The 26768-nt window shown below is 66.2% G+C and carries 18 protein-coding genes and 4 pseudogenes; 9 read left to right on the forward strand and 13 right to left on the reverse strand.

Translation table 11 applies throughout. The features are described 5' to 3' along the window. Window positions 1-63: 63 nt before the first annotated feature. The 4 genes from atpD to QP181_RS11755 all read right to left on the reverse strand — a co-directional run bounded on the left by atpD (window position 64) and on the right by QP181_RS11755 (window position 4645). Window positions 64-1545, reverse strand: coding sequence for a F0F1 ATP synthase subunit beta (atpD, locus tag QP181_RS11740; RefSeq protein WP_056065176.1), 1482 nt, complete (start codon window positions 1543-1545; stop codon window positions 64-66). A gap of 17 nt (window positions 1546-1562) precedes the next feature. Further along, window positions 1563-2456: a F0F1 ATP synthase subunit gamma gene (locus tag QP181_RS11745; RefSeq protein WP_333928625.1), complete on the reverse strand. Its 894-nt coding sequence runs from the start codon at window positions 2454-2456 to the stop codon at window positions 1563-1565. 100 nt (window positions 2457-2556) lie between these two features. After that, window positions 2557-4086, reverse strand: a complete 1530-nt coding sequence (atpA, locus tag QP181_RS11750; protein ID WP_055873607.1) for a F0F1 ATP synthase subunit alpha — start codon at window positions 4084-4086, stop codon at window positions 2557-2559. Window positions 4087-4090: 4 nt separating this feature from the next. After that, window positions 4091-4645, reverse strand: a complete 555-nt coding sequence (locus QP181_RS11755; RefSeq protein WP_060527190.1) for a F0F1 ATP synthase subunit delta — start codon at window positions 4643-4645, stop codon at window positions 4091-4093. A gap of 317 nt (window positions 4646-4962) precedes the next feature. On the opposite strand from QP181_RS11755, the gene QP181_RS11760 reads away from it, so the two are divergent. Then, window positions 4963-5640, forward strand: coding sequence for a dienelactone hydrolase family protein (locus QP181_RS11760; protein WP_333928626.1), 678 nt, complete (start codon window positions 4963-4965; stop codon window positions 5638-5640). 263 nt (window positions 5641-5903) lie between these two features. On the opposite strand, the gene QP181_RS11765 is transcribed toward QP181_RS11760, so the two are convergent. Further along, complete coding sequence (locus QP181_RS11765) at window positions 5904-6767, reverse strand: oxidoreductase (RefSeq protein ID WP_333928627.1); 864 nt, start codon at window positions 6765-6767, stop codon at window positions 5904-5906. A gap of 111 nt (window positions 6768-6878) precedes the next feature. Between QP181_RS11765 and ada the strand changes: the two are divergent. Beyond that, window positions 6879-7930 (forward strand): annotated as a pseudogene (ada, locus tag QP181_RS11770) (bifunctional DNA-binding transcriptional regulator/O6-methylguanine-DNA methyltransferase Ada). Here ada and QP181_RS11775 read toward each other — a convergent pair. After that, window positions 7906-9408, reverse strand: coding sequence for a S1C family serine protease (locus QP181_RS11775; protein WP_333928628.1), 1503 nt, complete (start codon window positions 9406-9408; stop codon window positions 7906-7908). The pseudogene ada and the gene QP181_RS11775 sit on opposite strands and share 25 nt — an antisense overlap. Window positions 9409-9627: 219 nt before the next feature. Here QP181_RS11775 and QP181_RS11780 point away from each other — a divergent pair, with 219 nt between their 5' ends. From QP181_RS11780 to QP181_RS11795, 4 genes are all read left to right on the forward strand, one after another. Continuing rightward, entirely contained in the window at window positions 9628-11103 is a 1476-nt protein-coding gene (locus QP181_RS11780; protein ID WP_333923304.1) for a TadA family conjugal transfer-associated ATPase, read from the forward strand. Window positions 11104-11602: 499 nt separating this feature from the next. Then, the gene (locus QP181_RS11785; RefSeq protein ID WP_333928629.1) at window positions 11603-12826 is read left to right on the forward strand and encodes a PDZ domain-containing protein; all 1224 of its coding nucleotides are present in this window, start codon (window positions 11603-11605) and stop codon (window positions 12824-12826) included. 46 nt (window positions 12827-12872) lie between these two features. Next, complete coding sequence (locus QP181_RS11790) at window positions 12873-13244, forward strand: hypothetical protein (RefSeq protein WP_333928630.1); 372 nt, start codon at window positions 12873-12875, stop codon at window positions 13242-13244. Between the two features lie 66 nt (window positions 13245-13310). Then, window positions 13311-14318 (forward strand): hypothetical protein, encoded by a 1008-nt coding sequence (locus QP181_RS11795; protein ID WP_333928631.1) that lies wholly within the window; start codon window positions 13311-13313, stop codon window positions 14316-14318. A 4-nt stretch (window positions 14319-14322) separates the two neighbouring features. Here QP181_RS11795 and QP181_RS11800 read toward each other — a convergent pair whose 3' ends face one another. Both QP181_RS11800 and phaR read right to left on the reverse strand, forming a co-directional pair. Continuing rightward, the gene (locus QP181_RS11800; RefSeq protein WP_132736225.1) at window positions 14323-14508 is read right to left on the reverse strand and encodes a hypothetical protein; all 186 of its coding nucleotides are present in this window, start codon (window positions 14506-14508) and stop codon (window positions 14323-14325) included. Window positions 14509-14511: 3 nt separating this feature from the next. Beyond that, window positions 14512-15054 carry a polyhydroxyalkanoate synthesis repressor PhaR gene (phaR, locus tag QP181_RS11805; RefSeq protein WP_107961437.1) on the reverse strand — a complete coding sequence of 181 codons (543 nt, stop codon included), beginning with the start codon at window positions 15052-15054 and terminating at the stop codon, window positions 14512-14514. Window positions 15055-15179: 125 nt separating this feature from the next. Here phaR and QP181_RS11810 point away from each other — a divergent pair. The 3 genes and pseudogenes from QP181_RS11810 (at window position 15180) to QP181_RS11825 (ending at window position 20778) form a co-directional block, all read left to right on the forward strand. Beyond that, window positions 15180-16124 (forward strand): annotated as a pseudogene (locus QP181_RS11810) (alpha/beta fold hydrolase). Between the two features lie 33 nt (window positions 16125-16157). Continuing rightward, a pseudogene (locus QP181_RS11820) lies at window positions 16158-17341 on the forward strand (acetyl-CoA C-acetyltransferase). 161 nt (window positions 17342-17502) lie between these two features. Then, the gene (locus QP181_RS11825) at window positions 17503-20778 is read left to right on the forward strand and encodes a TonB-dependent receptor domain-containing protein (protein ID WP_132895519.1); all 3276 of its coding nucleotides are present in this window, start codon (window positions 17503-17505) and stop codon (window positions 20776-20778) included. A gap of 169 nt (window positions 20779-20947) precedes the next feature. On the opposite strand, the gene alr is transcribed toward QP181_RS11825, so the two are convergent. The 5 genes and pseudogenes from alr to QP181_RS11850 all read right to left on the reverse strand — a co-directional run bounded on the left by alr (window position 20948) and on the right by QP181_RS11850 (window position 26668). Beyond that, a complete protein-coding gene (gene alr, locus QP181_RS11830) occupies window positions 20948-21958 on the reverse strand; it encodes an alanine racemase (protein ID WP_333929619.1) in 1011 nt (336 codons plus the stop codon). 119 nt (window positions 21959-22077) lie between these two features. Further along, window positions 22078-22857 carry an ABC transporter ATP-binding protein gene (locus tag QP181_RS11835; protein WP_333928634.1) on the reverse strand — a complete coding sequence of 260 codons (780 nt, stop codon included), beginning with the start codon at window positions 22855-22857 and terminating at the stop codon, window positions 22078-22080. Next, window positions 22848-23816, reverse strand: a complete 969-nt coding sequence (locus QP181_RS11840) for a FecCD family ABC transporter permease (RefSeq protein WP_277983411.1) — start codon at window positions 23814-23816, stop codon at window positions 22848-22850. Before QP181_RS11840 ends, QP181_RS11835 begins: the two co-directional genes overlap by 10 nt. Before the next feature lie 357 nt (window positions 23817-24173). Next, a pseudogene (locus tag QP181_RS11845) lies at window positions 24174-24773 on the reverse strand (ABC transporter substrate-binding protein); the annotation flags it as partial. Further along, a complete protein-coding gene (locus tag QP181_RS11850; protein WP_333928635.1) occupies window positions 24770-26668 on the reverse strand; it encodes a TonB-dependent receptor plug domain-containing protein in 1899 nt (632 codons plus the stop codon). The gene QP181_RS11850 and the pseudogene QP181_RS11845, both read right to left, overlap by 4 nt. Window positions 26669-26768 lie beyond the last annotated feature (100 nt).

The raw sequence follows: 26768 nt of genomic DNA on the forward strand, positions 1-26768 counted from the left end.
CAAGCGCGACGCTCGCGGTCAGGCCCCACCCCAACCCTCCCCTTAAAGGGGAGGGAGCTAAGCTTACGCTTCCGCGGCCATCTTCTCGGCCTTGGCGACGGCTTCGTCGATGCCGCCAACCATGTAGAACGCGGCCTCGGGGAGGTGATCATACTCGCCCTCGACCACCGCCTTGAACGACCGGACCGTATCCTCGAGCTGGACGAACTTGCCGCTGATGCCGGTGAAGACCTCGGCGACGTGGAACGGCTGGCTCAGGAACTTCTGGATCTTCCGCGCACGCTGGACGGTGAGCTTATCCTCTTCCGACAGCTCGTCCATGCCGAGGATCGCGATGATGTCCTGCAGCGACTTGTACTTCTGCAGCGTCGACTGCACCGCACGCGCCGTATCGTAATGCTCCTGCCCGACGACGCGCGGCTCGAGCAGACGCGAAGTCGAATCGAGCGGATCGACCGCCGGGTAGATGCCCAGCTCCGAGATCGCACGGTTGAGGTTGGTCGTCGCATCGAGATGCGCGAACGACGTTGCCGGTGCCGGATCGGTAAGATCGTCTGCGGGAACGTACACGGCCTGCACCGAGGTGATCGAGCCCTTGTTGGTCGACGTGATGCGCTCCTGCAGCGCGCCCATGTCGGTCGACAGCGTCGGCTGATAGCCCACTGCCGACGGAATACGGCCGAGCAGCGCAGACACCTCTGCGCCCGCCTGCGTGAAGCGGAAGATGTTGTCGACGAAGAACAGCACGTCCTGCCCTTCGACGTCGCGGAAATACTCGGCGATCGTCAGGCCCGACAGTGCGACGCGGGCACGTGCGCCTGGCGGCTCGTTCATCTGGCCGAACACCAGCGCGACTTTCGAGCCCTCCGACTGCGGATTGCCATCGGCGTCCTTGGCGATGACGCCCGCGTCGAGGAACTCGTGGTACAGATCGTTACCCTCGCGGGTACGCTCGCCGACGCCGGCGAACACCGAAGTGCCGCCATGGCCCTTGGCGATGTTGTTGATCAGTTCCTGGATCAGCACGGTCTTGCCGACGCCGGCGCCGCCGAACAGACCGATCTTGCCGCCCTTTGCATACGGTGCGAGCAGGTCGATAACCTTGATACCGGTCACCAGGATCGCGCTCTCGGTCGACTGGTCGACGAACAGCGGTGCCGAAGCATGGATTGGGGCGGTCGTCTCTGCGCCGACCGGGCCACGCTCGTCGATCGGCTCGCCGATGACATTGAGGATGCGGCCGAGCGTCTTCGGACCGACCGGGACGCGGATCTGCGAGCCGGTATCGGTGACGGTCTGGCCGCGGGTCAGACCCTCGGTAGCGTCCATCGCGATCGTGCGAACGGTGTTCTCGCCGAGATGCTGCGCGACTTCGAGCACGAGCCGGTTGCCGTTGTTATCGGTTTCGAGTGCCGACAGAATGGCGGGCAAATTGTCGGGGAAATGCACGTCGACGACCGCACCGATGACCTGCGAGATGCGGCCGGTGTTGTTGGTGGCCTTGGGGGCGAGCGTGGTTCCGAGGGTCTCTGGGGCGGTTGCCATTGTCTGCTTCCTTGGACTTACTTGAGCGCTTCGGCGCCCGAGATGATTTCGACCAGCTCGGTCGTGATCGCGGCTTGGCGGGTACGGTTATATTGGATCGAGAGGCGCGTGATCATGTCGCCGGCATTGCGCGTGGCGTTGTCCATCGCGTTCATGCGCGAGCCCTGCTCCGAGGCGGCGTTTTCAAGCAGCGCGCGGAAAATCTGGATCGCGACGTTGCGCGGCAGGAGATCGGCGAGGATCGCTTCCTCGTCGGGCTCGTACTCGACGACAGCCTCGGCCGGAGCGTTCGGCTTGGCTTCTGCACCGGGGATCGTCGACAGCGGGATCGGAATGATCTGGATACCGGTCGGGACCTGCACCAGTGCCGAGACGAACTTCGCGTAGAACAGATGCGCGACGTCGAACTGGCCTTCGCCGAAGCGCTTGATCAGGTCCTCGGAGATCTCCTGCGCGTCGCTGAAGGCGAGCTTCTTGATCTGGCTCATCTCGTGATCGGCGAGAATGTCGTTCGGGAAGAAGCGCTTGATCACGCGCCCCTTCTTGCCGGCGACATAGAATTTCACGGTCTTGCCGGCAGCGATCAGCTCCTCGGCCTTGCGGCGCGCCGCACGGACGATGTTGGTGTTGAACGCACCCGCCAGGCCACGCTCGGACGTCGCGATGACGATCAGGTGGACCTGATCCTTGCCCGTGCCCGCGAGCAGCGGCGAGGCGCCCGGTGCGATGCCAACGCGCCCCGCGAGGCTCGCCATCACCGCTTCGAGGCGCTCGGCATACGGACGCCCGGCGACCGCCGCGTCCTGCGCACGGCGCAGTTTCGCGGCGGCGACCATCTTCATCGCCTTGGTGATCTTCTGCGTCGACTTCACCGAGCCGATGCGGATCTTGAGGGCTTTCAACGACGCCATTTAGTTTCCTACCTCGTCATCCCAGCGAACGCTGGGACCTCGTGCCGCAGACCGCTCGCTAGCGGCCTGAGACCCCAGCTTTCGCTGGGGTGACGGTCAATTATGCAAACGTCTTCGCGAACGCTTCGAGCGCTGCCTTCAGCTTGTCCTTCGCCTCGTTACCCAGGTCGCGGGTATCGCGGATCAGCTTCAGCACGTCGGCGTGGTTCGCGCGCATGTCGGCCAGCAGCGCCTGCTCGTAGCGGGTCACGTCGGCGACCGGCACCTTGTCGAGATAGCCGCTGGTGCCAGCGAAGATTGACACGGTCTGCTCCTCGAACGGCAGCGGCGAGAACTGCGCCTGCTTCAGCAGCTCGGTCAGGCGCGCACCACGGTTGAGCAGCTTCTGCGTCGACGCATCGAGATCCGACCCGAACTGCGCGAACGCCGCCATCTCGCGGTACTGCGCCAGCTCGAGCTTGATCGAGCCCGACACCTTCTTCATCGCCTTGGTCTGGGCGGCCGAACCGACGCGGCTCACCGACAGGCCGACGTTGATCGCCGGACGGACGCCCGAGAAGAACAGGTCGGTCTCGAGAAAGATCTGGCCGTCGGTGATCGAGATCACGTTGGTCGGAATGTACGCCGAAACGTCACCCGCCTGCGTCTCGATGATCGGCAGCGCGGTCAGCGAGCCGCCGCCGTTCGCGTCCGACATCTTCGCGGCACGCTCGAGCAGGCGGCTGTGCAGATAGAACACGTCGCCCGGATACGCCTCACGGCCGGGGGGACGACGCAGCAGCAGCGACATCTGGCGATACGCGACCGCCTGCTTCGACAGATCGTCGTAGCAGATCAGCGCGTGCATGCCGCGATCGCGGAAATACTCGCCCATCGCGACGCCGGTGTACGGTGCGAGATACTGCAGCGGTGCAGGGTCCGACGCGGTCGCGGCGATGACGATGGTGTATTCCATCGCGCCGTTCTCTTCGAGCGTCTTGACCAGTTGTGCGACGGTCGAGCGCTTCTGGCCGATCGCGACATAGACGCAATACAGCTTCTTCGACTCGTCGTCGCCGGCGTTGGCGATCTTCTGGTTGATGAACGCGTCGATCGCGACGGCGGACTTGCCGGTCTGGCGATCGCCGATGATCAGCTCGCGCTGGCCGCGGCCGACTGGGACGAGTGCGTCGATCGCCTTCAGGCCCGTCTGGACCGGCTCGCTGACCGACTGGCGCGGGATGATGCCCGGTGCCTTGACTTCGACGCGGCTGCGCTCGGTGGTGTGGATCGGGCCCTTGCCGTCGATCGGATTGCCGAGGCCATCGACCACGCGGCCGAGCAACTCCTTGCCGATCGGCACATCGACGATCGTGCCGGTGCGCTTGACGATGTCGCCTTCCTTGATCTCGGAATCGCTCCCGAAGATCACGACGCCGACGTTATCGGCCTCGAGGTTGAGCGCCATGCCCTGCACGCCGTTCGAGAATTCGACCATCTCGCCGGCCTGGACGTTGTCGAGGCCGAAGATGCGCGCGATGCCGTCGCCGACGCTCAGCACCTGGCCGGTCTCGCTGACCTGGGCCTCGGTGCCGAAATTGGCGATCTGATCCTTGATGATCTTCGAGATTTCTGCGGCGCGGATATCCATTAGCTTAGCCCTTCATCGCGTGCGCGAGAGTGTTGAGACGCGTCTTGATCGACGAATCGATCATCTGGCTGCCGACGCGGACGACGAGTCCACCCAGCAACGATGGGTCGACGCTGAGGTCGACGGAAACTTCACGGCCGACCCGCTGGCGGAGCTGATGCTTCAGCTCGATCACCTGCTCGTCGGTCAGCGGATGCGCAGACGTCACCTCGGCGGCGATCTCGCCGCGATGCTGCGCGGCAAGTGTCCGGAATGCCTTGATGATCTTCGGCAGCGCGCCCAGCCGGTGGTTCTCGGCGAGGACGCCGAGGAAGCTCTTGGTGGTCGCATCGACGCCGAGTTCGTCGGCGACAGCGGAGACCGCCTTCACCGCCGCGCCACGCGAGACCATCGGGCTCACCGTCAGATTGCGGAAGTCCTCCGACTGCGCGAGTGCGTCACGCACGTTCGCCAGGCTCGACTCGACCGCGTCGATCGTCTTCGCGTCCCGCGCGAGTTCGAACAGGGCCAGCGCATAACGCCCGCCTAAGCTCGCTTGAATACCGCCGGATGTCTCCACGGAACCTCTATCCTCGCCTGCAACGAATAACCGACCCAAAGGAAGAGAGGGCGCGAAAGCACCTCTCCTGGGACGCGGCGCGGTTAGCATCGGGTTGTCGGATTGGCAACCCGGCGGGAGGGTCGGGGCGATGGGTTTGTGACTGTTTTGTCATTCGTGTCGAGGCGGCCACCCTTCCTATGTCATCCTCGCGAAGGCGGGGATCGATATCCTACGGACCCAGCGCTTTCGCCGCACGGCCTGCCACTATGGGTTCCCGCCTCTACGGGAATGACAGTATTGGGCGGGCGTTACGACCAATCGACGAGGACGAGAGAATGACCGGCACGATGGAAACGATGACGATGTCCGACGGCGCGAGCGTCGCGGTCTATCACGCGCAGCCGACCGACGAACGCCGCGGTGGCCTCGTGCTGGTGCAGGAGATCTTCGGCGTGACGGACCACATCCGCGATCTCTGCGACGAATACGCCGCCGACGGCTATGAGGTTCTCGCGCCGGCGCTGTTCGATCGCGAGCATCCCGGCTTCGAGGCGGACTATTCGGGCGACGGCCTCGCCCGCGGTGTCGAACTGGCGCGGCAACTTCACCCGTTCGAGCTGTCGCTGAAGGACGTCCAGACCTGCATCGACACGCTCGCCCCCGCCGGGCCGGTGTTCGTGGTCGGCTATTGCTATGGCGGCTCGGTCGCGTGGTTCGCCTCGACCAAGCTCACCGGCGTGGCAGCGGCCAGCGGCTATTACGGCAGCATGATTCCGGCCGCTGCGGACGAGGAGCCGAAGGTGCCGGTGATCCTCCACTTCGGTCGCCACGATCACGGCATCCCGATGGAGGGCGTCGAGCAGGTCATCGCCAAGGAGTGGCCGAACGCGACGGTGTACGTCTACGAGGCGGGGCACGGGTTCAATTCGGACCGGCGGAAGGATTATCACGAGCCTAGTGCGGATCTGGCGAAGGCGCGGACGCTGGAGCTTTTCCGCGCGAATGGGGGCTGAACCGCCCTCCCCCAACACTAACGCCACCCCGGCGAAGGCCGGGGCCCAGTTGGGGGACATAGCTAACGGAGGACACCTCTTCGTTATTGCCACCTTTCCAACTGGGCCCCGGCCTTCGCCGGGGTGGTCCTAGCGTAGTGGTGGTTCTGGTAGGGGTCCTCGGCGCAGACTGGCGCTAAGGACGTGACGGCAGTCCCTACTCCCTTGTTCTCCCGCGAAGGCGGGAGCCCAGTCTGGGTCCCCGCCTTCGCGGGGAAACAATTCTATTTCGCTCGGTCGAAATTACTCCCCGGGAAATCGGCCCCAAGGCTATCCGCCTTATGCGCTTCAATCTCCTTCAACCGCTCCGCCAATTTCTTCGTCACCGCATCATACCCCCAAGCCCCCAGCACCAGGTGTCGCGGCGGGTTCGCATTCTCGGTGAGCGCGATCATCGCCTCGCCGGCCCGCACCGGGTCACCCGCCTGCGTCCCGCTAACCTCGCGCGTACCGTCAAGCCGCTTGCCCGCCGTGTCCGCATAGTCGGCGATCTTCACCGGCGTCTGCTTCAGCGACCGACCCGCCCAGTCCGTCCGGAACGGCCCCGGCTCCACGCACGTCACGTCGATCCCAAGCGGCTTGACCTCGGCCAGCAACGCATCCGACCAGCCCTCGACCGCATGCTTCGACGCGGCGTAATAGCCCGATCCCGGAAACCCGACCTGACCCGCGACCGACGTGATGTTAATGATATTGCCGCTCTTTTGCGCCCGCATCACCGGCAGCACCGCCCGCGTTAGCGCAAACAACCCGAACACGTTCGCATCGAACTGCGCGCGGATTTCCGACTCCTCGCCTTCCTCGACCGACGCCTGATAGCCGTAGCCCGCATTGTTCACGAGCACGTCGATCCGCCCGAACTTCGCCTTGGCCTGCGCCACGGCGTGGTCGATCTGCGCCTGCTCCCTCACGTCGAGCGACAGCGCGAGCGCACGATCCTCGGCACCCTCCGCCAGATCGGCGACGCGGTCCGCATCCCGCGCGGTAACCACGGCACGCCAACCGCGCGCGAGCACGAGCTTGGCGAGTTCGCGACCGAAACCGGTCGAGCAGCCGGAAATGAACCAGACAGGCGTGTCGGAGGCCATGAGACATCTTTCGTTATGGGGTGTGCGTGGAGGAACGGCTGGCCGGGCGATTGGCTCCGCTTTGACCGCAAGCCACGGGATGCGCGCGTCGCGAGCGCCTATAACCGCGCGATGACCATCGCCCCTGCCCCCGACGACGACATCGCCTGGACCGCGTTCGAAGCCCGCGACCGCGCGTTTGACGGAAGGTTCATCGTCGGGGTTAAAACCACCGGAATCTACTGCAAGCCGAGCTGCGCCGCGCGCCATCCCAAGCGCGAGAACGTCACCTTCCACCCCGACGCAGCCAGCGCCCGCGCCGCCGGCTTCCGCGCGTGCCTACGCTGCACCCCCGACGAAGTTGGCAGAGACCGCATCGCCGTCGCCGCAGCCGTCGCGCTGCTCGAAGCCGCCGAAGACCGGCTCTCGCTCGACGAGGTCGCGACAAAGGTCGGCTACGCGCCGCATCATTTCCACCGCCTGTTCAAGCGCGCCACCGGCGTCACCCCGGCCGCCTATGCACGGGCGCTCCGCACCGGCCGCGCAGCCAACGCCTTATCGGAGGACTCGACCGTGACCGAAGCGATCTACGACGCCGGCTATTCCGCCCCCAGCCGGTTCTACGAAGCGGATGCGAAACGGCTAGGCATGGCCCCCAGCGCCTGGGCCCGCGGTGGTGAAGGCGTCACGATCCGCTGGACCACCGCCGACACGAGCCTCGGCGCACTGTTCGTCGCCGCCACCGACAAGGGCCTGTGCCGCGTGTCGTTCGATGAAGATGCCGATGAACTTCACCGCCGCTTCCCCAACGCCACGATCGAACCGGGCGACGCGGCGCTTGCGGACCTAGCTGCGCAAGTCGTCGCGGCGGTCGAATCCCTGAGCGCGATCAAGACCTCCCGCTGGACGTGCGCGGCACCGCCTTCCAGGAAGCGATCTGGCAAGCCTTGCGGACCATTCCGATCGGCGAAACCCGGACCTACAGCCAACTCGCCGCGCTCGCCGGCCGCCCTGCCGCGGTCCGTGCCGCCGGCACCGCCTGCGGCCAGAACCCGGTGTCTATCGTCATCCCCTGCCACCGTGCGCAGCGGATCGGCGGCGCGCTTGGCGGCTATGCCTATGGGTTGGACCGCAAGCGCGCTCTCCTAGCCTCCGAAGCTCAGCGCGCCGATTTGCAGGAATAGACGAGCTTCTCGTTCGGCAACGGCGGCAAGACCGCACGCACCGCCGCCTGCTGCCCGGCGAGTCGACCAAGCGCCGCATCGTCCATGTTGCAGACGTTGGGCACGACACCGCGCGCGGTCCGCGCCGCGGTCATCCCCGCCGCCGACAGCAGATAGCGCGTGTTGGAATAGACGCGCGTCGCCGGATCGAACGACAGGACGGACACGGTCTGCTCGGCGTCGGGCACCAGCACGCGGTCCCATCGACCGTTCGCCTCGACATACTGCGTCTTGCCGTTGACGCAGCCCTTGGCGCCCCAGTCGATCGGCACGTCGTCGCTGGACGATATCGTGATCCGGCTGCGCTCGGGGATGAGCGTGCACATCAGCTTGCCGAGCGCCGCATCGGGCGTCGAGATCCGCGTCTTCGGCAGCGCCGACAGCGGCACGTCGACCTCGCCCGATGGCCGCAACACGAACACGATGATCGCGACCAGCACGCTCAGACCGCCGACGCCGAGCGCCCACACCGCCTGCCGCCGCTGGCCACGCGATTCGAGCAGCCCCGCGCTTCCGATCACCAGCGCCCCCGCCACCAGCAACAGCCCGGCGATCGCCATCACGTTCTCGCGGCTGCGCGACGCCTCGGTCCGCGCCTTCTCGAGTGCAACCTCGCGTGCCATCGCATCCTGCGTCGCCGCGTCGCGCTTTGCCGACGCCGCATCGGCGGTGGCGCGCGCGTCTGCGTCGCTATCCTGCCGCAAGCGATCCTCGATCGAGGTGCAGCCCGTGCCAATCGACGCGTAGGGCTGTTTCGCGTCGTGCAGGAACCCCGCCAGCTCGGTATCCGCAATCGCGAAGCCGAATGTCGAATCACCCTCTTCGCCGCGCGTGATCGCCGAGTTCACGCCGATTATTCGGCCGCAGCGATCGAGCAAAGGCCCGCCCGAATTGCCCCGTGCGATGCTGGCCGTGTGGAGCAAGACTTCGACGCTGCTCAGCACCCGGCGGCCCGAAAGCACGCCCTCCGACCGCACCGGCGTCATCGGCCGGATGTAATCCGCCGCCGACCGCGCGGTCGCCAGGTCGACATTGCCGGGGAAGCCGAGCGACACCACCGCATCGCCCTCGCTCATCGGCCCGGTATAGAGCGCACTCGGCGGCAGGCGCGCGCCGGTGAACTCGATCAGCGCCAGGTCGCGCTGCGAATCATACGCGATCACCTTGCCCTGATACGACTTGGTGCCCTCGGTCGGCACGATCCCGACGACGACATTGTCGGGATAGCGCTCGGCGAGATCGACGACGTGCGCGTTGGTGACGATGCGGTTGGGCGCGATCGCGAAACCGCTGCCGTGACCGAACCCGACCACCTGATCGTCGACCACCGCGATCGTCACGACGCGCACCACGCCGCGCCCGGTGGCGGCGATGTCGTCGGCAGACGCGGAACTCGCCAACCCGAAAGTCAGCGCGAGAAGGAGGAGCAGGCGGATCATTCCCCAGCCTTCGGGGAGTTCTCGACCGCGATCAACCCTGCAGCCGATCCGACGACACCCACCACTTCGGCACCATTCCGGTTTGGTTAGCGAATTATCAAGCCTTCGCGCTTAACCCTGTCTGCACTTATCCGGGGATTTGGGCATGAGTGCATTCGGGCGTCGTAATGGCATGAGCGGGGGCAAGCGGCCCGGCCCGCATTCGGCGTCGCCCGTCCCATGCAGGGCGGGTCTATGCAAGGCGGCGGCCCCGCGCCGCGATCCGAGCCCGAGGGCGGGTCGCAATTCCCGCCGATCGAATCGCTGCCGATGCCCGGCGAATCCGACGGCTTCGGTCCCGGCACGATGCCCGGCACGCAGATGGACGCGATGCAGCGCCTGTCCGACCGCCAGAACGCGAGCGGCGAGGCGGGCAACAGCCGCGTCGAGGGTTTCGAACAGTCGATCCACAAGATTAAGGAACAGGTCCTCCCGCGCCTGCTCGAACGCGTCGATCCGGAAGCGGCGGCGACGCTCGGCAAGGACGAACTCGCCGAGGAATTCCGCCCGATCATCGGCGAAGTGCTCGCCGAGCTGAAGCTGACGCTCAACCGCCGCGAACAGTTCGCGCTGGAAAAAGTGCTGGTCGACGAACTGCTCGGGCTCGGGCCGCTCGAGGAGTTGCTGGCGGATCCGAACATCACCGACATCATGGTGAACGGGCCGGAGCAGACCTATGTCGAGCGCAAGGGCAAGCTCGAACTCGCGCCGATCCAGTTCCGCGACGAGGAGCATCTGTTCCAGATCGCGCAGCGGATCGTGAACTCAGTCGGGCGTCGCGTCGACCAGACTTCGCCGCTCGCCGATGCCCGCCTCAAGGATGGCTCGCGCGTCAACGTGATTGTCCCGCCGCTGTCTTTGCGTGGGACGGCGATCTCGATTCGTAAATTCTCGGCTAAGCCGATCACGCTCGACATGATGGCGGGGTTCGGATCGATGTCGCCGAAGATGGCGACCGCGCTGAAGATCGCAGGGGCCTCGCGGTTCAACGTGGTGATTTCGGGCGGTACGGGTTCGGGCAAGACGACAATGCTCAATGCCTTGTCGAAGATGATCGACCCCGGCGAGCGCGTGCTGACGATCGAGGACGCCGCCGAGCTTCGCCTGCAACAGCCGCACTGGCTGCCGCTCGAGACGCGGCCGGCCAATCTGGAGGGCCAGGGCGAGATCTCGATCCGCGATCTCGTCAAGAACGCGCTGCGTATGCGGCCGGACCGCATCATCCTGGGCGAAATTCGTGGCTCCGAGTGTTTCGACATGCTCGCGGCGATGAACACCGGTCACGACGGCTCGATGTGCACGCTCCACGCCAACTCCCCGCGCGAGGCGCTCGCGCGTATGGAGAACATGGTGATGATGTCGGACATCAAGGTGCCGAAGGAAGCCATCTCGCGGCAGATCGCCGACTCGGTCGAGCTGATCATCCAGGTGAAGCGCCTGCGCGACGGTTCGCGACGGGTGACCAACATCACCGAGGTGATCGGCATGGAGGGCCCGGTGATCGTCACGCAGGAGCTGTTCAAGTTCGAGTATATGGACGAGTCGGCCGACGGGAAGATCCTGGGCGAATACCGCTCGATGGGATTGCGGCCGTATACGCTGGAGAAGGCCAAGCAGTTCGGGTTCGACCAGGCGTATCTCGAGGCGTGCCTGTAAGGCGTTTTTTGGCGCCCTTCGCCTCCCAATACCACCCCGGCGAAGGCCGGGGCCCAGTCGGCAAGGTGGTAATAACGAAGCGCAGTCCGCAGTTGGCAACGTCTCCCAACTGGGCCCCGGCCTCCGCCGGGGTGGTGAGTTTTCTATGCGCTGCGCATCTTCGCGGGCTGGATAGTTGTCTGAGTTTGCCGGCTGGTTTCGACAGCCTCGACCCACCTTCTGCCGTCCTCACATCACGGTGCGCCCTCAACGATCCTCCCCCCGCCAGGGGGAGGATCATGGATCGGCTTTTGCGCTCAAAACGAGAGAAGATTGTTTTACCGCGAAGGCAGGGACCCAGACTGGACTCCCGCCTTCGCGGGAGAACATGGACGCGTGGACCGTCGCTAGTCACTAGCCACGAGTCACGTCCTTGCAGCGAGGGGATAGGCACCTTCTTCTAGGGGGCCGCTCCGCCCACGCTTGTACCCGCGCCCTGACCCGCTAGGGACACCCCTACATGCGTCGCGCCCTGCTAGCCCTCGTCCCGCTGATCGCGGTCCTCTTCGTCTCGGCGCGCGAGCCCTCGAAATCGGCGCCGGCGCCTGCCATCTCCCCGGCCGCGCGAGATCGCGGCGTCTATCGGCTCGCGTCCGACGCCGAGGCGCGCTGGATCCCGTTCGACCTTACCCCGGGTAACCAGATCCGCTTCACGATGCAGCTCGATGGACGCGACGTCACCGCGATCCTCGACACCGGCGTCAGCTACAGCTTGCTCGCCAAGGCCTCCCCCGCGCTCGACACCGCCAAGCTGGTGGCCGGCGGCAGCGCGACCGCGATCGGCGGATCGGTTGCGCTCGGATGGATGCCGACGCGTACGATCGCGCTCGGCGGTCTTGCGCGTATCGGCGGCGGCGTGACGGTCGCCGACCTGCCCGCGATCGCCACCGGCAGCATGTCAGCCGTCGACCTGCTGGTCGGGGCCGACATGCTCGCCGGCCACGCGCTCGACATCGATTATACCGCCAAGCGCTTTCGCCTGCTCCGCTCAGGGCGCCTGCCGTTCAAGGGCGAAACCGCGCCGCTCCGCGTTTCGACCGAGCGGAGCGTCTACGAAAGCACGATCACGCTGGGGGGCAGACGCCTCGCGCCGATCGTGGTCGACACCGGCGACGGCTCGTCGGTCACCGTTACGGCCGCGGGATGGCAGGCGGCGAACCTGACGGCGTTGCGCACGACCAGCGCGATCTCGTTCGGGCTTGCCGGCCCGGCGGTCAGCGGCCTCGCGATCGTCCCCGAGATTAGCGTCGGCGAGATGGTTGCGCGCGAGGCCGAAGTCCGGATCGAGCCCGCGGGCGGCTTCTCGCAGGCGATCGGCACTGCAGGCCGGATCGGCTCGGGATTTCTCCAGAACTACCGCGTGCTGCTCGACCCCGGCGCGCGGCGGATGGTGCTCAGCCGCGGTCCCAAAGCCGACCTGCCACCGCCGCGATCGACCAGCGGCTTGCTCATCGGCATCGAAAAGGACCGGCTGAAAGTTCTCCATGTCATGCGCGGCGGCCCCGCGGCCGCGGCGGGCTGGAAGGACGGCGACCTGATCTGCAGCATCGACGGCGTGCCGATCGCCGCGGACTATGCGACCAGCCCGATCGCTTCATGGTCGGCGGGCGCGCCGGGTCGGATCGTCACGCTCGGCCTGTGCGACGGCACTGTGCGACGGCTCGAACTGACGCGTTTTTATTAGGACCATCATGAAAATCCTGCGTCATCGAACGGGGCAGGCTCTCCTGTTGCTGCTTATCGCCTTCGCCCTCCGCAGCCCGTTATTCGGCAATCCGGTGATCCATAGCGACGAGCAATTCTACCTGCTGGTCGGCGATCGACTGCTCCACGGGGCGTGGCCGTTCGTCGACATCTTCGATCGAAAGCCGGTCGGCCTGTTCCTGATCTTCGCCGGCATCCGCAGCGTCGGCGGTAACGGCATCGTGATGTATCAGCTTGCCGCGACGCTCGTTGCGGCGGGGACGGCGTTCCTCGTCGGTCGCATCGTGCACCGGCTTACCGCCCCGGATCGCCCGCACGCCCCGGATCGCCCGCGCGCTCCGGTTCGCCCGCGCGATCCTCTGCGACGGCATCCACGGCAGAGCTCGGCGCCGGCCTGATCTACCTCGTTTGGGTGATGATCTTCGACGGCGCGGGGGCAATCCGCGATCTGGGGCAACGCGCTCATGGCCGGCGCCGCGTTGCTGGTGCTCGGCCGCGATGCCGACGATCGTCGCGTCGGTTCGCGCGGGGTCGGCGCGATGCTGCTCATCGGCCTGGCGATGCAGATCAAATATACCGCGATGTTCGAGGGGATATTCTTCGGTCTGGTCCTGCTCAAACAATCCCATGAAACCGACCGCTCGATCGCACGCCTGATCCGCAACGCCGCGTTCTGGGTCGCCGCGGCGCTGTTACCAACCGCGATCGCCTGGGCGGTCTATGCGTTGGCGGGCCACAATGACGCGTTCGTGTTCGCGAACTTCCTGTCGATCTTCGGCCAGCAGAACGATGACGGTTTCGGCTCCAGCCTGCTGAAACTGGCAGGCGCGCTTGCGTTGAGCTGTCCGCTCGTTGTGCTGGCGTGGTGCAGTCGGCGATCGGCGCCGTTCGCGATGGGCTGGCTCGTTGCGGCGGGTCTCGCCGTCGTCATCATGCGCAATTTCGAATTGCTGTACCTGCTACCCGTCGCGCTTCCGCTTGCCGTCGCTGCTGGCACCGGCCTGGCTCGCGTTTCGACACTTGCCCGCCGCAGATCGCTGATCGCGGTGCTGCTGTTCGGCGTGGCCGCGGCGGCGGTCCTCGGCGGGATACGCGTCGCCCGTCGCGGCACGGCCCAACAGGTCGCCGCACTCGTCGACATGGTCGGACAGCATCCCCCGGGCTGCCTGTTCACGTTCGGCAGCGAACCGATCCTTTATTATCTGACGCAGTCGTGCCTGCCGACGCCGTACATCTTCCGCAGCCATCTCAGCCGGATGACCGAGGCGCATGGCCTGGGCATCGATCCGGCCACCGAGACCGCGCGTCTGCTCGCCGCCAATCCCGGCGTGATCGTCGTCCGTGCGGATAAAGCCGATACCAACCCCGCAACCCGGGCACGCGTGGCAGCGGCAATCGCCGACCGCTATCGGTTGGTGGGCGTCGTGAAGGTCGGCGCGTTGCCGCACACGGTGTATCGCCTGAACCGCTGAGCCGTCAGGACTTGAACGCGAGCCCGATCGTGACCGCGAGGGCAATCAGCGCGAGCATCTGGACGGTCGGCCAGTCGACCCAGCCGACCGAGTCCGGATCGTGGCGCCGTCGCCTGCGCCGCTCACCAAACCCGGCAGCGATGGCTAATGCGGCGAGCCCGCCACTCGCGCTCCACAACACCGCGCTCATCGTTCAGCCGAGCTTCTCGACCTTTTCCTGTAACTTAGCGAGTTCGCTGCGCAATGCTGCAATCTCGTCGTCCTTGCTGGCGGCTGGGGCCGGCGTCGTCGCGGCCGGCGTCATCGCCTGCGCGGCGACGTCGAACATCGCAAGGTTACGCTTGGCGATATCGGCGAACGGCGAGTTGGCGAATGCACCCTCGACCGCGGACTTGAACTGATCGTGGTTGCGGCGGAAGCTGTCCATCGACGCCTCCAGATACCCCGGCACCATCGTCTGCATCGAGTCTCCGTACATCGAGATCAGCTGGCGCAGGAAGTTAACTGGCATCATCGTCTCGCCGCGGCTTTCCTCCTCCATGATGATCTGGGTGAGGACGTTGTGCGTGATGTCCTCGTCGGTCTTGGCATCGACCACCTTGAAGTCGCGACCCTCGCGGGTCATCGTCGCGAGATGATCGAGCGTGATGTAGGATGAGGACTCGGTGTTATAGAGCCGCCTGTTGGCGTATTTCTTGATGATGACGATTCCGTCGGCAGCCGGTTGCTTCTTCATGGATCCCCCGTCTTATGTTTGAAACGGAGGCTACAGTCTTTGATGACGCACCGCAACAAGGTCCGAGGCCCTTACCCTTGTTCCTCAGTGTGCTGCGCAGCGAGACCGCAGCATCGCCCGAAAGGATGGCCCGCGCGCTAGCCGGATTGCGCGCCTATCAGGCCGCGCCACGAGAACGGCGGCCCGATCCGATGCCCGCAATTCACCGCGCAGGTCGAGTTTCGCTGCGCGATTACGGTGGCAGCGGGCGCCCCGTCGTGTTCGTCCCGTCGCTGATAAATCCGCCCGACATCCTCGACCATTCGCCCGCGACTTCGCTGGTGCGATGGACTGCCGCGCAGGGATTTCGTGTCTGGCTGGTCGACTGGGGATCACCCGGCAGCGACGATCGCGACCTCGATCTGGCGGCGCATGTCGAGCGCTTGCTGGTCCCGTTGCTCCAGGCATTGCCCGAACCGCCGGTACTGGTCGGCTATTGCCTCGGCGGTACGCTGGCGCTGGGGGCCGCGGCGATTACCTCTGTGGCCGGGATCGCGACGATCGCCGCACCGTGGCATTTCGCAGGTTATGGCGAAGGCCGCCCTACACTCGCCGCAACCTGGGCCACGGTAAAACCCGCCGCTGCGATGCTCGGCCTGCTCCCGATGGAGGTCCTGCAAGCCGGCTTCTGGCAACTCGACCCGACCCGCACGATCACCAAATACGAAGCGTTCGCCGACCTCGCCCCCGACAGCGACGCGGCGCGCGCGTTCGTCCGACTCGAGGATTGGGCGAATGCAGGTGCCCCCTCCCCTACGCCGCCGCCGCGTCGCTGTTCGAGGACTGCATCGCCGACAACCTCCCCGGCAAGGGCGGCTGGGTCGTCGCCGGCACCCCGGTCGATCCGCTCGCGCTCGCCTGCCCGACCGTCGAGTTCGTGTCGCTGAGCGACCGTATCGTCCCCGCCGCCACCGCGATCGGCCTCGCCGACCGCCGCGATCTCGGCGCAGGGCATGTCGGCATGATCGTCGGCCGCAGCGCCCGCGCGCCTCTGGGAACCGCTCGCCAACTGGATCGCCGCGCTCGGGTGACCTACATGGGGTCCAACCATAGAGGATCCTGACATGACCGATCTCCCCACCGACGTCGTCATCACCGCTGCCAAGCGCACGCCCGTCGGCAGCTTCCTGGGGGCCTTCGCCACCACGCCGGCGCACGAACTCGGCCGCATCGCGATCGAGGCCGCGCTCGAACAGGCAGGCGTTGCCGGCGAGGACGTTTCCGAAGTGATCCTCGGCCAGGTCCTCACCGCGGCCCAAGGCCAGAACCCCGCGCGCCAGGCGTCGATGGCGGCGGGCGTGCCGAAGGAAATTCCCGCCTGGGGGTCAATCAGGTGTGCGGCTCGGGCCTGCGCGCGGTCGCGCTCGCGGCACAGGCGATCCAGACCGGCGACGCGACCATCGTCGTCGCGGGCGGCCAGGAATCGATGTCGCTCTCCGCGCACGCACAGTCGATCCGTGGCGGCCAGAAGATGGGCAACCTTGCCCTTGTCGACACGATGGTCAGCGATGGCCTGACCGACGTCTTCAACGGCTATCACATGGGCATCACTGCCGAAAACCTCGCCGAGCAATACCAGGTCACGCGCGGCGAGCAGGACGCCTTCTCGGTCGCCTCGCAGAACAAGGCCGAGGCGGCGCGCGGATCGGGCCGCTTCAAGGACGAGATCGCCCCCGTCACGATCAAGGGCCGCAAGGGCGACACGGTCGTTGCCGACGACGAATACATCCGCGCCGGCGCGACGATCGAGAGCGTCTCGGGCGTAAAACCCGCGTTCAAGAAGGACGGCACCGTGACCGCAGCGAACGCGAGCGGCCTCAACGACGGCGCCGCAGCCCTGGTGATGATGCGCCGCGACGAAGCCGAACGCCGCGGCTCGACCATCCTCGCGACGATCAAGAGCTGGGCCTCGGCCGGCGTCGACCCGTCGGTGATGGGCATCGGCCCCGTCCCCGCCACCCGGCGCGCGCTGGAAAAGGCCGGCTGGACGCTCGCCGATCTCGACCTGATCGAAGCCAACGAGGCGTTCGCCGCGCAGGCGCTGTCGGTCGGCAAGGAACTCGGCTGGGACGCGAGCAAGGTCAACGTCAACGGCGGCGCGATCGCGATCGGCCACCCGATCGGCGCGAGCGGCGCGCGCGTCCTGACGACGCTGATCTACGAGATGCAGAAGCGCGACGCGAAGAAGGGCCTGGCCACGCTGTGCATCGGCGGCGGCATGGGGATCGCAATGTGTTTGGAACGATAGGATAATCCAGCCATGCTGTCGGTTTGTTGCAAATAAGATACAATTTGGACCTGAAATTACGTCTCGTTCATCTTGGCGCAACAAACCGGTTGATTCACTCCAGTGATGCGATCACCCTTGGTTATCAAATAAGGCGTAAACGCCGATAAACGGGGGTTTTTATGAAGTTCTCACGCTTTCTAAGCGCGACGGCGCTTGTCGGTGCCTTTGCGGGTCTGCCGAACGTAGCGCACGCACAGTCCGCCACCGATCAGACCCTGCCTGCAGATACGCAGCAGGCCAGCCCGACGCAGGCCCCGACGGAGGCTTCGCCGCAGGCCGGCGAGGAAATCCTGGTCACCGGCTCGCGTATCGCAAGCCCCAACGGTCAGTCCGCGGTCCCCGTGACCAGCGTCAGCGTGGCCGAACTCACCTCGACCGCCAAGACGTCGATCGGCGACGTGTTGAACGATCTGCCACAGCTTCAGAGCACCTTCAGCCAAGCGAACTCGACCCGCTTTCTCGGCACCGCAGGTCTTAACCTGCTCGATCTGCGCGGGCTGGGCACGCAGCGCACGCTCGTTCTGGTCAACGGCCGCCGCCATGTCGGCTCGGACGTCCTGAACAACGCGGTGTCGGTCGATACCAACACCATTCCGACCGACCTGATCCAGCGTGTCGATATCACGACCGGCGGCAACTCCGGCGTTTATGGTTCGGACGCGCTGGCCGGCGTCGTCAACTTCATCCTGAAGGACAATTACGAAGGTCTGCAGATCCGCAGCCAGGGCGCGATCAGCGAGCGCGGCGACGCCGGCTCGTATTTCGGCAGCGTCCTTGCCGGCAAGAACTTCGCCGACGGCCGCGGCAACCTCGCCGTCGATCTCGAATATTCGCGTCAGAATTCGCTGTACGCCTCGCAGCGCGACTATCTTCGCCAAGTAAACGGTTTCATCGCGACCGATTCGGACACCGCAGGTGTTGCGGCCGGTCAGACGAAACTGAACTATGACGGCATCCCCGACTCGGTATTTTTCAACGATATCCGGTCGGCCACTCTATCGGCCGGTGGCCTGGTCGCTTTTGCAAGCCCAACGGGTGCCTGCGGACGTGACAACGCACCAAGCGCGGTCTTCAACAACGCCGGGCGGCCGTTCTCCTGCAACTATCTGTTCCAGTCGTCAGGGGCATTGGCCCAGGAGACAGGTACGCGCGTCGGGCTCGCCGCCACGGCAGGTACCGGGTCGGCCACCAACCCGTTCCGCGCCAGCGCGGTTCCAGCCGGCAACTATCTCGGCGGCAACGGCGACACGCGTCGTGAAGGTCAGCTCGTTCAGATCCTGCCGCAGCTTGATCGCTATTCGGCAAACCTGATCGGTCATTTCGAGGTTTCGGACGCCTTCGTTCCGTTCATCGAAGCAAAGTATTCGCGCACCGACTCGGTTGGTCAGGGAAGCTCCGGCCCCGCATTCTTCACCGGTGGTACGCTCGATCTGCTGTATGAGCGTCCGCGCCTGGACAACCCCTATCTGTCGACGGACGCGCGCAACACGATCGCCGCACAGATCCTGGCCAGTGGCATCAATCCTACGACCAATGCACCGCTGACCGCAGCCAACATCGCGGCGATCAACAATGGTTCCTACCGTTTCATCCTGCGCAAGAACCTGACCGATCTTGGCGTCCGCACCGAGCAGGCACGTCGTGAAACCTACCGTCTGGTCGGCGGCATCCGCGGCAACTTCAACAGCGATTGGCATTACGAGCTGTCGGGGAACTACGGCGAGTTCCGCGAGCGCACCAAGGTTCTCGGCAATCTGAACGTCCAGCGCATGGTGCTGGCGCTGGATGCGGTCACCAATCCGGCCACCGGCCAGATCGTCTGCGGTTCGCAACTGGCGGGCGTTGGACAGGCTCGCGCCGATGCATCGTTCGGTGGCGATCTCGCGGGTAACGCCGCGGTTCAGGCCGCGGATATTGCCGCATGCCAGCCGTTGAACCCGTTCGGTACCGGCAACATCTCGCAGGCCGCGAAGAACTACGTGCTGCAAGATACCACTTCGAGCGGCAAGATCACGCAGCTCGACATCAACGGCTTCGTGTCGGGTGACCTGAGCCAGCTGTTCACGCTGCCGGGTGGCGACATCGGCTTCTCACTGGGTGGTGAATATCGTCGTGAGACGGTGTTCTACGAGCAGGATCCGTTGGTTTCGGCCGGCTACACCTTCTACAACGCGATCGGTAAGCTCGATCCGACCTCGTTCGAAGTGAAGGAAGCGTTTGGCGAGATCCAGATCCCGTTGCTGAAGGATCTTCCGCTGATCCGCGAGCTGACGCTCAGTGGATCGGGCCGCGTCTCCGACTATAAGGGATCGGCCGGCACGGTGTACGCCTATAGCGGCAACGTCACCTACGCGCCGATCGACGGGATCCGTCTGCGGGCCAATTATTCGCGGTCGGTGCGTGCGCCGAACCTGTCGGAGCTGTACTCGCCGCAGTCGCAGAACTTCGCCAGCGTCAGCGATCCCTGCTCGGCCCGCAATCTGGCTGGCGGCACCCAGTTCCGCGCGGCGAATTGCGCGGCGGCTGGCATCCCGACCACCTATGATTACGTCTACGCGCAGACGCTCGAAATCCTGAGCGGCGGCAATCCCGACCTCAACGTCGAAAAGTCGGACTCCTATACGTACGGCGTGGTGTTCCAGCCGAAGGTGACCCCCGGGCTGACGCTGTCGGTCGATTACTACAACATCAAGGTCAACAACGTGATCACCGCGCCATCGGCACAGGGGATCATCAACAGCTGCTATGACTCGCCGACGACGGCAAACCAGTTCTGCTCGCTTTTCACCCGCGTGGGCGCTGGCCAGACCGGCGCGGTTGGCGAGGAGCAGTATCGTATCGTCGAGGGCAGCCTTCAGCAGACGCTGCTGAACTATGCCAAGCTGCAGGTCCGCGGCATCGACGTCGATCTGAACTACTCGCACACCTTTGGTGATGTCCGCTTCAACAGCCACATCGTCTACACGCACGTGTTCACGAACAGCTCGTTCACCGATCCGACGCAGCCCGGCTTTGCTGACACGACGGTTGGTGAGATCGGTTCGCCGAAGGATCAGGTCAACTGGAACCTGGGGGCAGACTTCGGGACGCTCTTCGGCAACCTGCAGATGCGCTACATCACCAAGCAGTCGGTTGGCGCGATTGAGAACCGCCAGTCCTTCCAGGGCCGCGTGGCGCAGAACCTCGATGATTTCGACATCCCCTACTATCCCGATGTCTTCTACATGGACATCAAGCTGGGCCTGAACGTCACGCGCGATACCAACTTCTACTTCGGTATCGACAATTTGACGGATCGCCTGCCGCCGCTCGGCTCGACGGGTATCGGTGCCGGTACCGCGATCTTCGAACCGCTGGGTCGCAAGTTCTACGCAGGGTTCCAGGCCAAGTTCTGATCCCTCCGGACCAGCGATGAAAACGAGAAAGGACCGGGGCATTCCCGGTCCTTTTTCGTTTCAGGTCGCGGCGATGGATGCGGTGGGCTGGCAGCTACAGGACGGCCGATCGCCTACTCTGCGACACATCGGGACGCGTTGGCCCCGATGGTCGGGTAACCTTTTACGATCAGCTAACCGACCACACCCGGTCGAACCGCTGGCCGAGGCCGGTCAGCAACTCATATTGCGAGAGACCCGAGGCCGCGGCACTCGTCGGCAGGGCGTAGTCCAGCGTGACCCAGTCGCCCTCCTCCAACTCACTGGCCGCGTCGACGTCGATCGCGACCAGGTCCATCGACACCCTGCCGAGGACGGGCAACACCCGGCCCAACGCCAACGCCGCACCGACATTGGTGAAATGCCGTCGATAGCCGTCCGCATAGCCGAGGTTGAGGACCGCGACCTCGGTGTCGTTCTCGGCCGTCCAGCGCGCGTTGTAGCCGACGCTGTCGCCAGCGCGCACGCGGCGGCGTTGCAGGATCTGCGCTTCGGGGCGGACGACCTGCCGGATCGTGCTCAGTTCGGGCCGGGGAACACCGCCGTAAAGGGCTAGCCCCGGTCGCGTGAGATCGAACGCATAGCCGTCGAGTGCGATGCCGGCCGAGTTGGCGAGGCTCGTGCGCTTCGCCGATTTCGTGCCCGCCAGCGCTGCAAACCGGTCGCGCTGGACCGCGTTCATCGGTGAGTCTTCGTCGGCGCAGGCGAGGTGGCTCATCAGCGTTTCGATTTCGACATCGTCGAGCAGGCCGCCGGTGATGTCGTCTGTCGAGATGCCGAGGCGGTTCATGCCGGTGTCGACCATGACGTCGCACGGGCCTGCCCCCGCGGCTTTCCAGCGGGCGACCTGGGTGGGGGTGTTGAGGACCGGGCGGGCGAAGCCGGCTGCGGCGGCGGGCATGTCCTCGTCGCGGACGCCGTGGAGGACAGATATCGTCAGGCCCAGCGGCGCGAGTTCGGCGGCTTCCTGCCAGTTGGAGACGAAGAAGTCGCGGCAGCCGGCGCCTGCGAGGCGGCGAGCGACCTCGATCGCGCCCAGGCCGTAGCCGTTTGCCTTCACCGCCGCGCCGCATGCCGCGGTGCCGCTCATGCGGTCGAGCGTACGCCAGTTCTGGACGAGTGCGTCGCCGTCGAGGCGCAGGCGGAGGGGGCGGGAATGTCGATCACCCGGCGCGGGATAGTGAACCGGGCTCCGCGCGTCGATGATCTTTCACCCCGCCGGCCCCGACTTGGCCCCGATCCACCGGGCGTGTCGCTTGGCTAGCCGATCTCGACACGCCCGACCGGGACCAGCAGGCGGCGATCTCCATCGTCGAGCGGCGCGACGCGGACGCCGAACACCTGGGCGAGCGTGTCCGCGGTCATCACCTCGGCGACCGGACCGAACGCGACGATGCGACCGTCGGCGATCAGCAGCGCGTCGTCCGCAGCGCGCTGCGCCTGGACGAGGTCGTGGAGAACGATCGCGACCCCTGCCCCGCCGCCCGCGTAGGCGCGCAGGCGGGCGAGCAGGTCGATCTGGTGCGAGGGGTCGAGGCTGGCGAGCGGTTCGTCGGCGAGCAACCAGCGCGGTTCGCCTGCTAGGACGCGCGCGAGCAGGACGCGGGCGCGCTCACCGCCGGAGAGTTCGCCGACCGGGCGATCGGCGAGGTGCGCGGTCTCGGTATCGTGCATCGCACGATCGACGGCGGCGTGGTCGTCGGGCGATGGGGCGGCATGCGCGCCGAGGTGCGGCAGGCGGCCGAGCGAGACGACATCGCGTGCGACGATGTTCCAGTGCACCGTCGCATCCTGCGGGAGGTAGCCGATCGCGCGGGCGCGGGCGCGCGGGTCCATCGTCGCGACGTCCTGCGTGTCGAGTCGGACGCTGCCCGCGCTGCCACCGACGAGCGCGGCGGCGGCCTTGACGAGCGTGCTCTTTCCGGCGCCGTTGGGGCCGAGGATCGCGGTGACTCGGCCGGGGCGGAGATGCGCGGAGACGTCGTGGAGGACGGTGCGCTTGCCGAGCTTCACGCGCAGTGCGTCGACGATCAGATCCATGCCCGGCCTCGTTCCTTGACCAGCAACCCGAGGAAGAACGGCGCGCCGATCATCGCCATTGCGACGCCGAGCCGGACTTCGCCTGCGCCGGGGGCGAGGCGGACGAGGCTGTCGGCGGCGAGCACGAGCGCGGCTCCACCGAGCGCTGAGGGGAGCAGTAGGGCGCTCGGGCGGTGGCCGAAGATCGGGCGCAGCAGATGCGGCACGACGAGGCCGACGAAGCCGATCACGCCGGTCACCGCGACGCCTGCACCGACGACGAGCCCGGTGCCGAGCACGACCAGCCACCGGATGCGGCCCATCCGTATCCCGAGCGATCGCGCCGCCGCCTCGCCTAGCGACAATGCATCGAGCGAACGGCCGGTGAGCATCAGCAGGACGCCGCCGAGCAGCATCGGCGGCAGCGCGAGCTTTATATCGTCCCAGCCTCGATCGGTCAGCGCGCCCATGATCCAGTCGATCACCTCGGCGACCGCATAGGGGTTGGGCGCGATCGAGATCAGGAACGCGGTCAGCGCGCCGGCGAGGCTGGCGAGCACGGTGCCGGCGAGGATGAAGGTGATCGCGCTCGGCGATCGCCATGTCAGCGCGGCGAGCAGCGCGACCGCACCGCCCGCGCCGAGCATTGCAGCGGCGAAGATGGCAGGTCCCGAACCGGCCCCGAAGATGATCGCGGCGACCGCGCCGAGTGCTGCGACCGACGATATGCCGACGACGGCGGGGTCGGCGAGCGGGTTGCGGAGATAGCCTTGCAGGACCGCGCCCGACAGCCCGAGCGTGGCACCGAGCACGAGGCCGAGTACCGCGCGTGGCAGGCGGAGTTCGAGGATGATCCACCAGCGCGGGTCGCTCGAGAACCAGGCGTCGAACGGCACCCAGACTTTCCCGCAGCCGAGCGACAGGCCGAACAGGAGGATGACAAGGACGCCGAGGGTGATGAGTTTGGGCGTGCGGGTCATCACAGGTTCACCGCAAGCATACCGGCGACTGCCGCCACCCCGGCGAAGGCCGGGGCCCAATTGGGGGACGATCGTGACGGCGTGCAGCGCTCCATTATTTCCGCCATTCCAATTGGGCCCCGGCCTTCGCCGGGGTGGTTCTGGTATGCGTGCCGCATCACAGCGCCGCCCGTATCGCGGCGAGGCGCTCGAGTGCGGGGGAATGGTCGGACCGCCGCAGTTGATCAGGACGCGCGGGAAGACGGCTTGCGGTGTACGCGGCAACAACCGGTGGCGTAGCGCGGTGCCGCGGCTGGCGCGTTCGGGGGCGATCACGATAGCCGGGGGTTGCGTCACGATCGTCTCCGCGGACAGCGTGCCGGTATGCGTCAGGCCGTAGCTCGCCGCGGCGTTGCGGAAGCCGACGCGGGTCATCATCTCGTTCAGCAACGTGCTCCCCCCGGTCGCGAGATCGCCGCTGATATAAAGCAAGGCGCTCGGCGACGGACCATCCTTGCGGCTCCACCGGGTGACTGCGCGATCGATATCGGCGTTGATCCGTGCGCCACCCGCGGGTGCACCGACCGCGTCGGCGATCTGCTTCACCTGTGCCTGGCTCTCCGCGATCGAGTCCGGGATGCCGAGCAGCATCGTCTTCAGTCCGGCCCGCGCGTAGGCCGCCTGGGTCGCCGGCGGGGTATAGGTGCTGGCGATGACGAGATCGGGGTGGAGCGCGATCACCTCCTCGGCGGTCCCGGCGATGCCGCGAAACCGGCGCGCTACCGAAAGCGGGATCGAGGTCGCCGCCGGGTCCTGCGAATAGTGGCTGATCCCGGCGATCCGCGATGCGGGCAGGATCCGGACCAGCACCGAATCCACGCACGGATTGGTCGAGACGATCCCGCCGCCGCCGCCCGCGCCGGGGGATTGCGCGCAGCCCCCGAGCAGGAGCGCGAGGAGGATCGCCCCGCGCCTCACTTCAGCCGCAACCGCACGCCGCCATACGCCGCGCGACCGTAATTGCCGTAGCCCGCGATCGTCTCGTACCGCGAGTCGGTGAGGTTATCGACGCGGCCGTACAGCGCGATCCGGTCGGTAATCGGCATTTCCGCGCGGACGCCCGCCAGCGCATAGCCGTCGAGCCGCACGGTGTTGGCGGCGTCGTCGAAGCTGTCGCCGACCATCGTCACGGTGCCGCCGACCGACAGCCCGAACGCGAACCGGTAATCGGCGTCGACGCTCGCGGTCTGCTTGGGACGGCGCGCGAGATCGTTGCCGAAATCGCTGCCGATCGAGCGGTTCTCGGTGTCGATATAGCTGTAGTTCGCGGTCAGCGTCAGCGCGTCGACCGGGCGCAGCGCCAAGGTGAACTCGACGCCGTCCGCCTCGGCGCGGGCGATATTGTCGTAGACGCCGAACGGGCGGTCGATGCAGATTGAACCGGCGGTCGTCTGCTCCGCCGGGCTGCAATCGCGGAAGTCGATCTGGTTGCGCGTACGGCGGTTGAAATAGGTCACGCCTGCGCGGACCCGGTTGGCGAGGAACGCCTGCTCGACCCCGACGTCGAAGTTGCGCGCGGTCTCCGGATCGAGGCCGCGATTCCCGTAGTCGGAGAAGAGCTGGTACAGGGTCGGTGCCTTGAAGCCTTCGCCATAGCTTGCGCGGATCGTCGTGCCGGTGCGCAACGCCAGCGCCGCGTTCGCGCCGAATGTGGTGTGGCTGCCAAAATCGTCGTGATCGTCGTTGCGGACGCCGCCGGTGATGGTGAGGATATCGAGCGGCTTGACGATCAGCTGGCCGTAGACGCTGGTGATGCCGGTATCCGCGAAGGTGAAGCCGTCATTGAAGCGGCTGTTCTCGCGCTCGACTCCCGCGACCACGCGGACCTGGTCGAGCGGGCGGAAGTCGCCCTGGTATTCGTAGCGTTCGCTGCGGCCGCGACCGATGAAGGTCGGATCGCTGCCAAAGCTCGGGTCGTAATTGTCGCGGTTGATGTCGGCGATCGTGAACGCGACGCGGTTGTTGAACCGGCCGTCGGCGAAGTTCGCGTGCAGCCCTGCGTAACCGTAAGCCTCGCGCGTCTTCGAATTTTCGGGCGTGTCGGCGAGCACGTAATCGGGAGCCGGAAACCCATCGATCTCGACGCGGCTGTCGGCGAAATAGCCGCGCAGGTCGAGGCCGATGCCCGGTGCGAACTCGACGCCCACGCGCCCGGTCGCGCCATATTGGCGATAGCCGTCGCGCTCGGTGCCGCTGGCCGCGGACGAAATGCCGTCGGTGCGGAGATAGCCGCCGGTCAGCGATCCCGACACCGGCCCGGTCTTGCCCGAGACGCCCGCGCTCGCGAACAGGCTGTCGGCATAGCCGTACTCGGCGTTGGCGCGCGCCTGCACGCCTTCGGTCGGTGCCGCGGTAATGATGTTGACGACGCCGCCGATCGCCTGGCTGCCCCATGGCACCGAGTTCGGGCCGCGGAGCACCTCGATCCGCTCGACCGAGCTCGACAGGAGATTGCCGAAGTTGAAGCCGCCGCCGGTCGACGACGGATCATTGACGCGGACGCCGTCGATCACGACGAGCGTCTGGTCCGCCTCGGCACCGCGGATACGGACGCTGGTCAGCGCGCCGACCGTGCCGTTGCGCGTTACCGTCACGCCCGGCGTGGTCGCGAGCAGATCGGAGACGACAACGGTCTGGCGGCGCTCGATCTCGGCGCGGTCGATGACGGTGACGGCCTGGCCGATCTCGCTCAGCGGTTGCGCGGCGCGGGTTGCGGTGACGACGACTTCGGGCGCGTCGGGATCGGGGATGGTCTGGGCGAAAGCGGGCGCTGCGATCGCCGCGGCGCCGAGCAGAAGGAAGAATTTCGTCATGGGTACGTCCTAAGCAAAACCGCCTGCGACCATTCGCGGGGCGGCCAGACGTCTCTCGCTCGAGGAAACCCGGCTGGACCGGAGCACTCGTCCGCGCCGG

The sequence above is a fragment of the Sphingomonas sp. LR55 genome, from assembly GCF_036856015.1.
Taxonomy (GTDB): domain Bacteria; phylum Pseudomonadota; class Alphaproteobacteria; order Sphingomonadales; family Sphingomonadaceae; genus Sphingomonas.

Bases quoted from the DNA above. Each gene is read 5' to 3' on its own strand.
- phaR (WP_107961437.1), bottom strand. From the start codon at position 15,054: ATGAAGAAGCAACCGGCTGCCGACGGAATCGTCATCATCAAGAAATAC.
- QP181_RS11785 (WP_333928629.1), top strand. From the start codon at position 11,603: ATGCGTCGCGCCCTGCTAGCCCTCGTCCCGCTGATCGCGGTCCTCTTC.
- atpD (WP_056065176.1), bottom strand. From the start codon at position 1,545: ATGGCAACCGCCCCAGAGACCCTCGGAACCACGCTCGCCCCCAAGGCC.
- QP181_RS11800 (WP_132736225.1), bottom strand. From the start codon at position 14,508: ATGAGCGCGGTGTTGTGGAGCGCGAGTGGCGGGCTCGCCGCATTAGCC.
- QP181_RS11765 (WP_333928627.1), bottom strand. From the start codon at position 6,767: ATGGCCTCCGACACGCCTGTCTGGTTCATTTCCGGCTGCTCGACCGGT.
- QP181_RS11795 (WP_333928631.1), top strand. From the start codon at position 13,311: ATGGCCGGCGCCGCGTTGCTGGTGCTCGGCCGCGATGCCGACGATCGT.
- atpA (WP_055873607.1), bottom strand. From the start codon at position 4,086: ATGGATATCCGCGCCGCAGAAATCTCGAAGATCATCAAGGATCAGATC.
- QP181_RS11840 (WP_277983411.1), bottom strand. From the start codon at position 23,816: ATGACCCGCACGCCCAAACTCATCACCCTCGGCGTCCTTGTCATCCTC.
- QP181_RS11825 (WP_132895519.1), top strand. From the start codon at position 17,503: ATGAAGTTCTCACGCTTTCTAAGCGCGACGGCGCTTGTCGGTGCCTTT.
- QP181_RS11850 (WP_333928635.1), bottom strand. From the start codon at position 26,668: ATGACGAAATTCTTCCTTCTGCTCGGCGCCGCGGCGATCGCAGCGCCC.
- QP181_RS11780 (WP_333923304.1), top strand. From the start codon at position 9,628: ATGCAGGGCGGGTCTATGCAAGGCGGCGGCCCCGCGCCGCGATCCGAG.
- QP181_RS11745 (WP_333928625.1), bottom strand. From the start codon at position 2,456: ATGGCGTCGTTGAAAGCCCTCAAGATCCGCATCGGCTCGGTGAAGTCG.
- QP181_RS11760 (WP_333928626.1), top strand. From the start codon at position 4,963: ATGACCGGCACGATGGAAACGATGACGATGTCCGACGGCGCGAGCGTC.
- QP181_RS11775 (WP_333928628.1), bottom strand. From the start codon at position 9,408: ATGATCCGCCTGCTCCTCCTTCTCGCGCTGACTTTCGGGTTGGCGAGT.
- QP181_RS11835 (WP_333928634.1), bottom strand. From the start codon at position 22,857: ATGGATCTGATCGTCGACGCACTGCGCGTGAAGCTCGGCAAGCGCACC.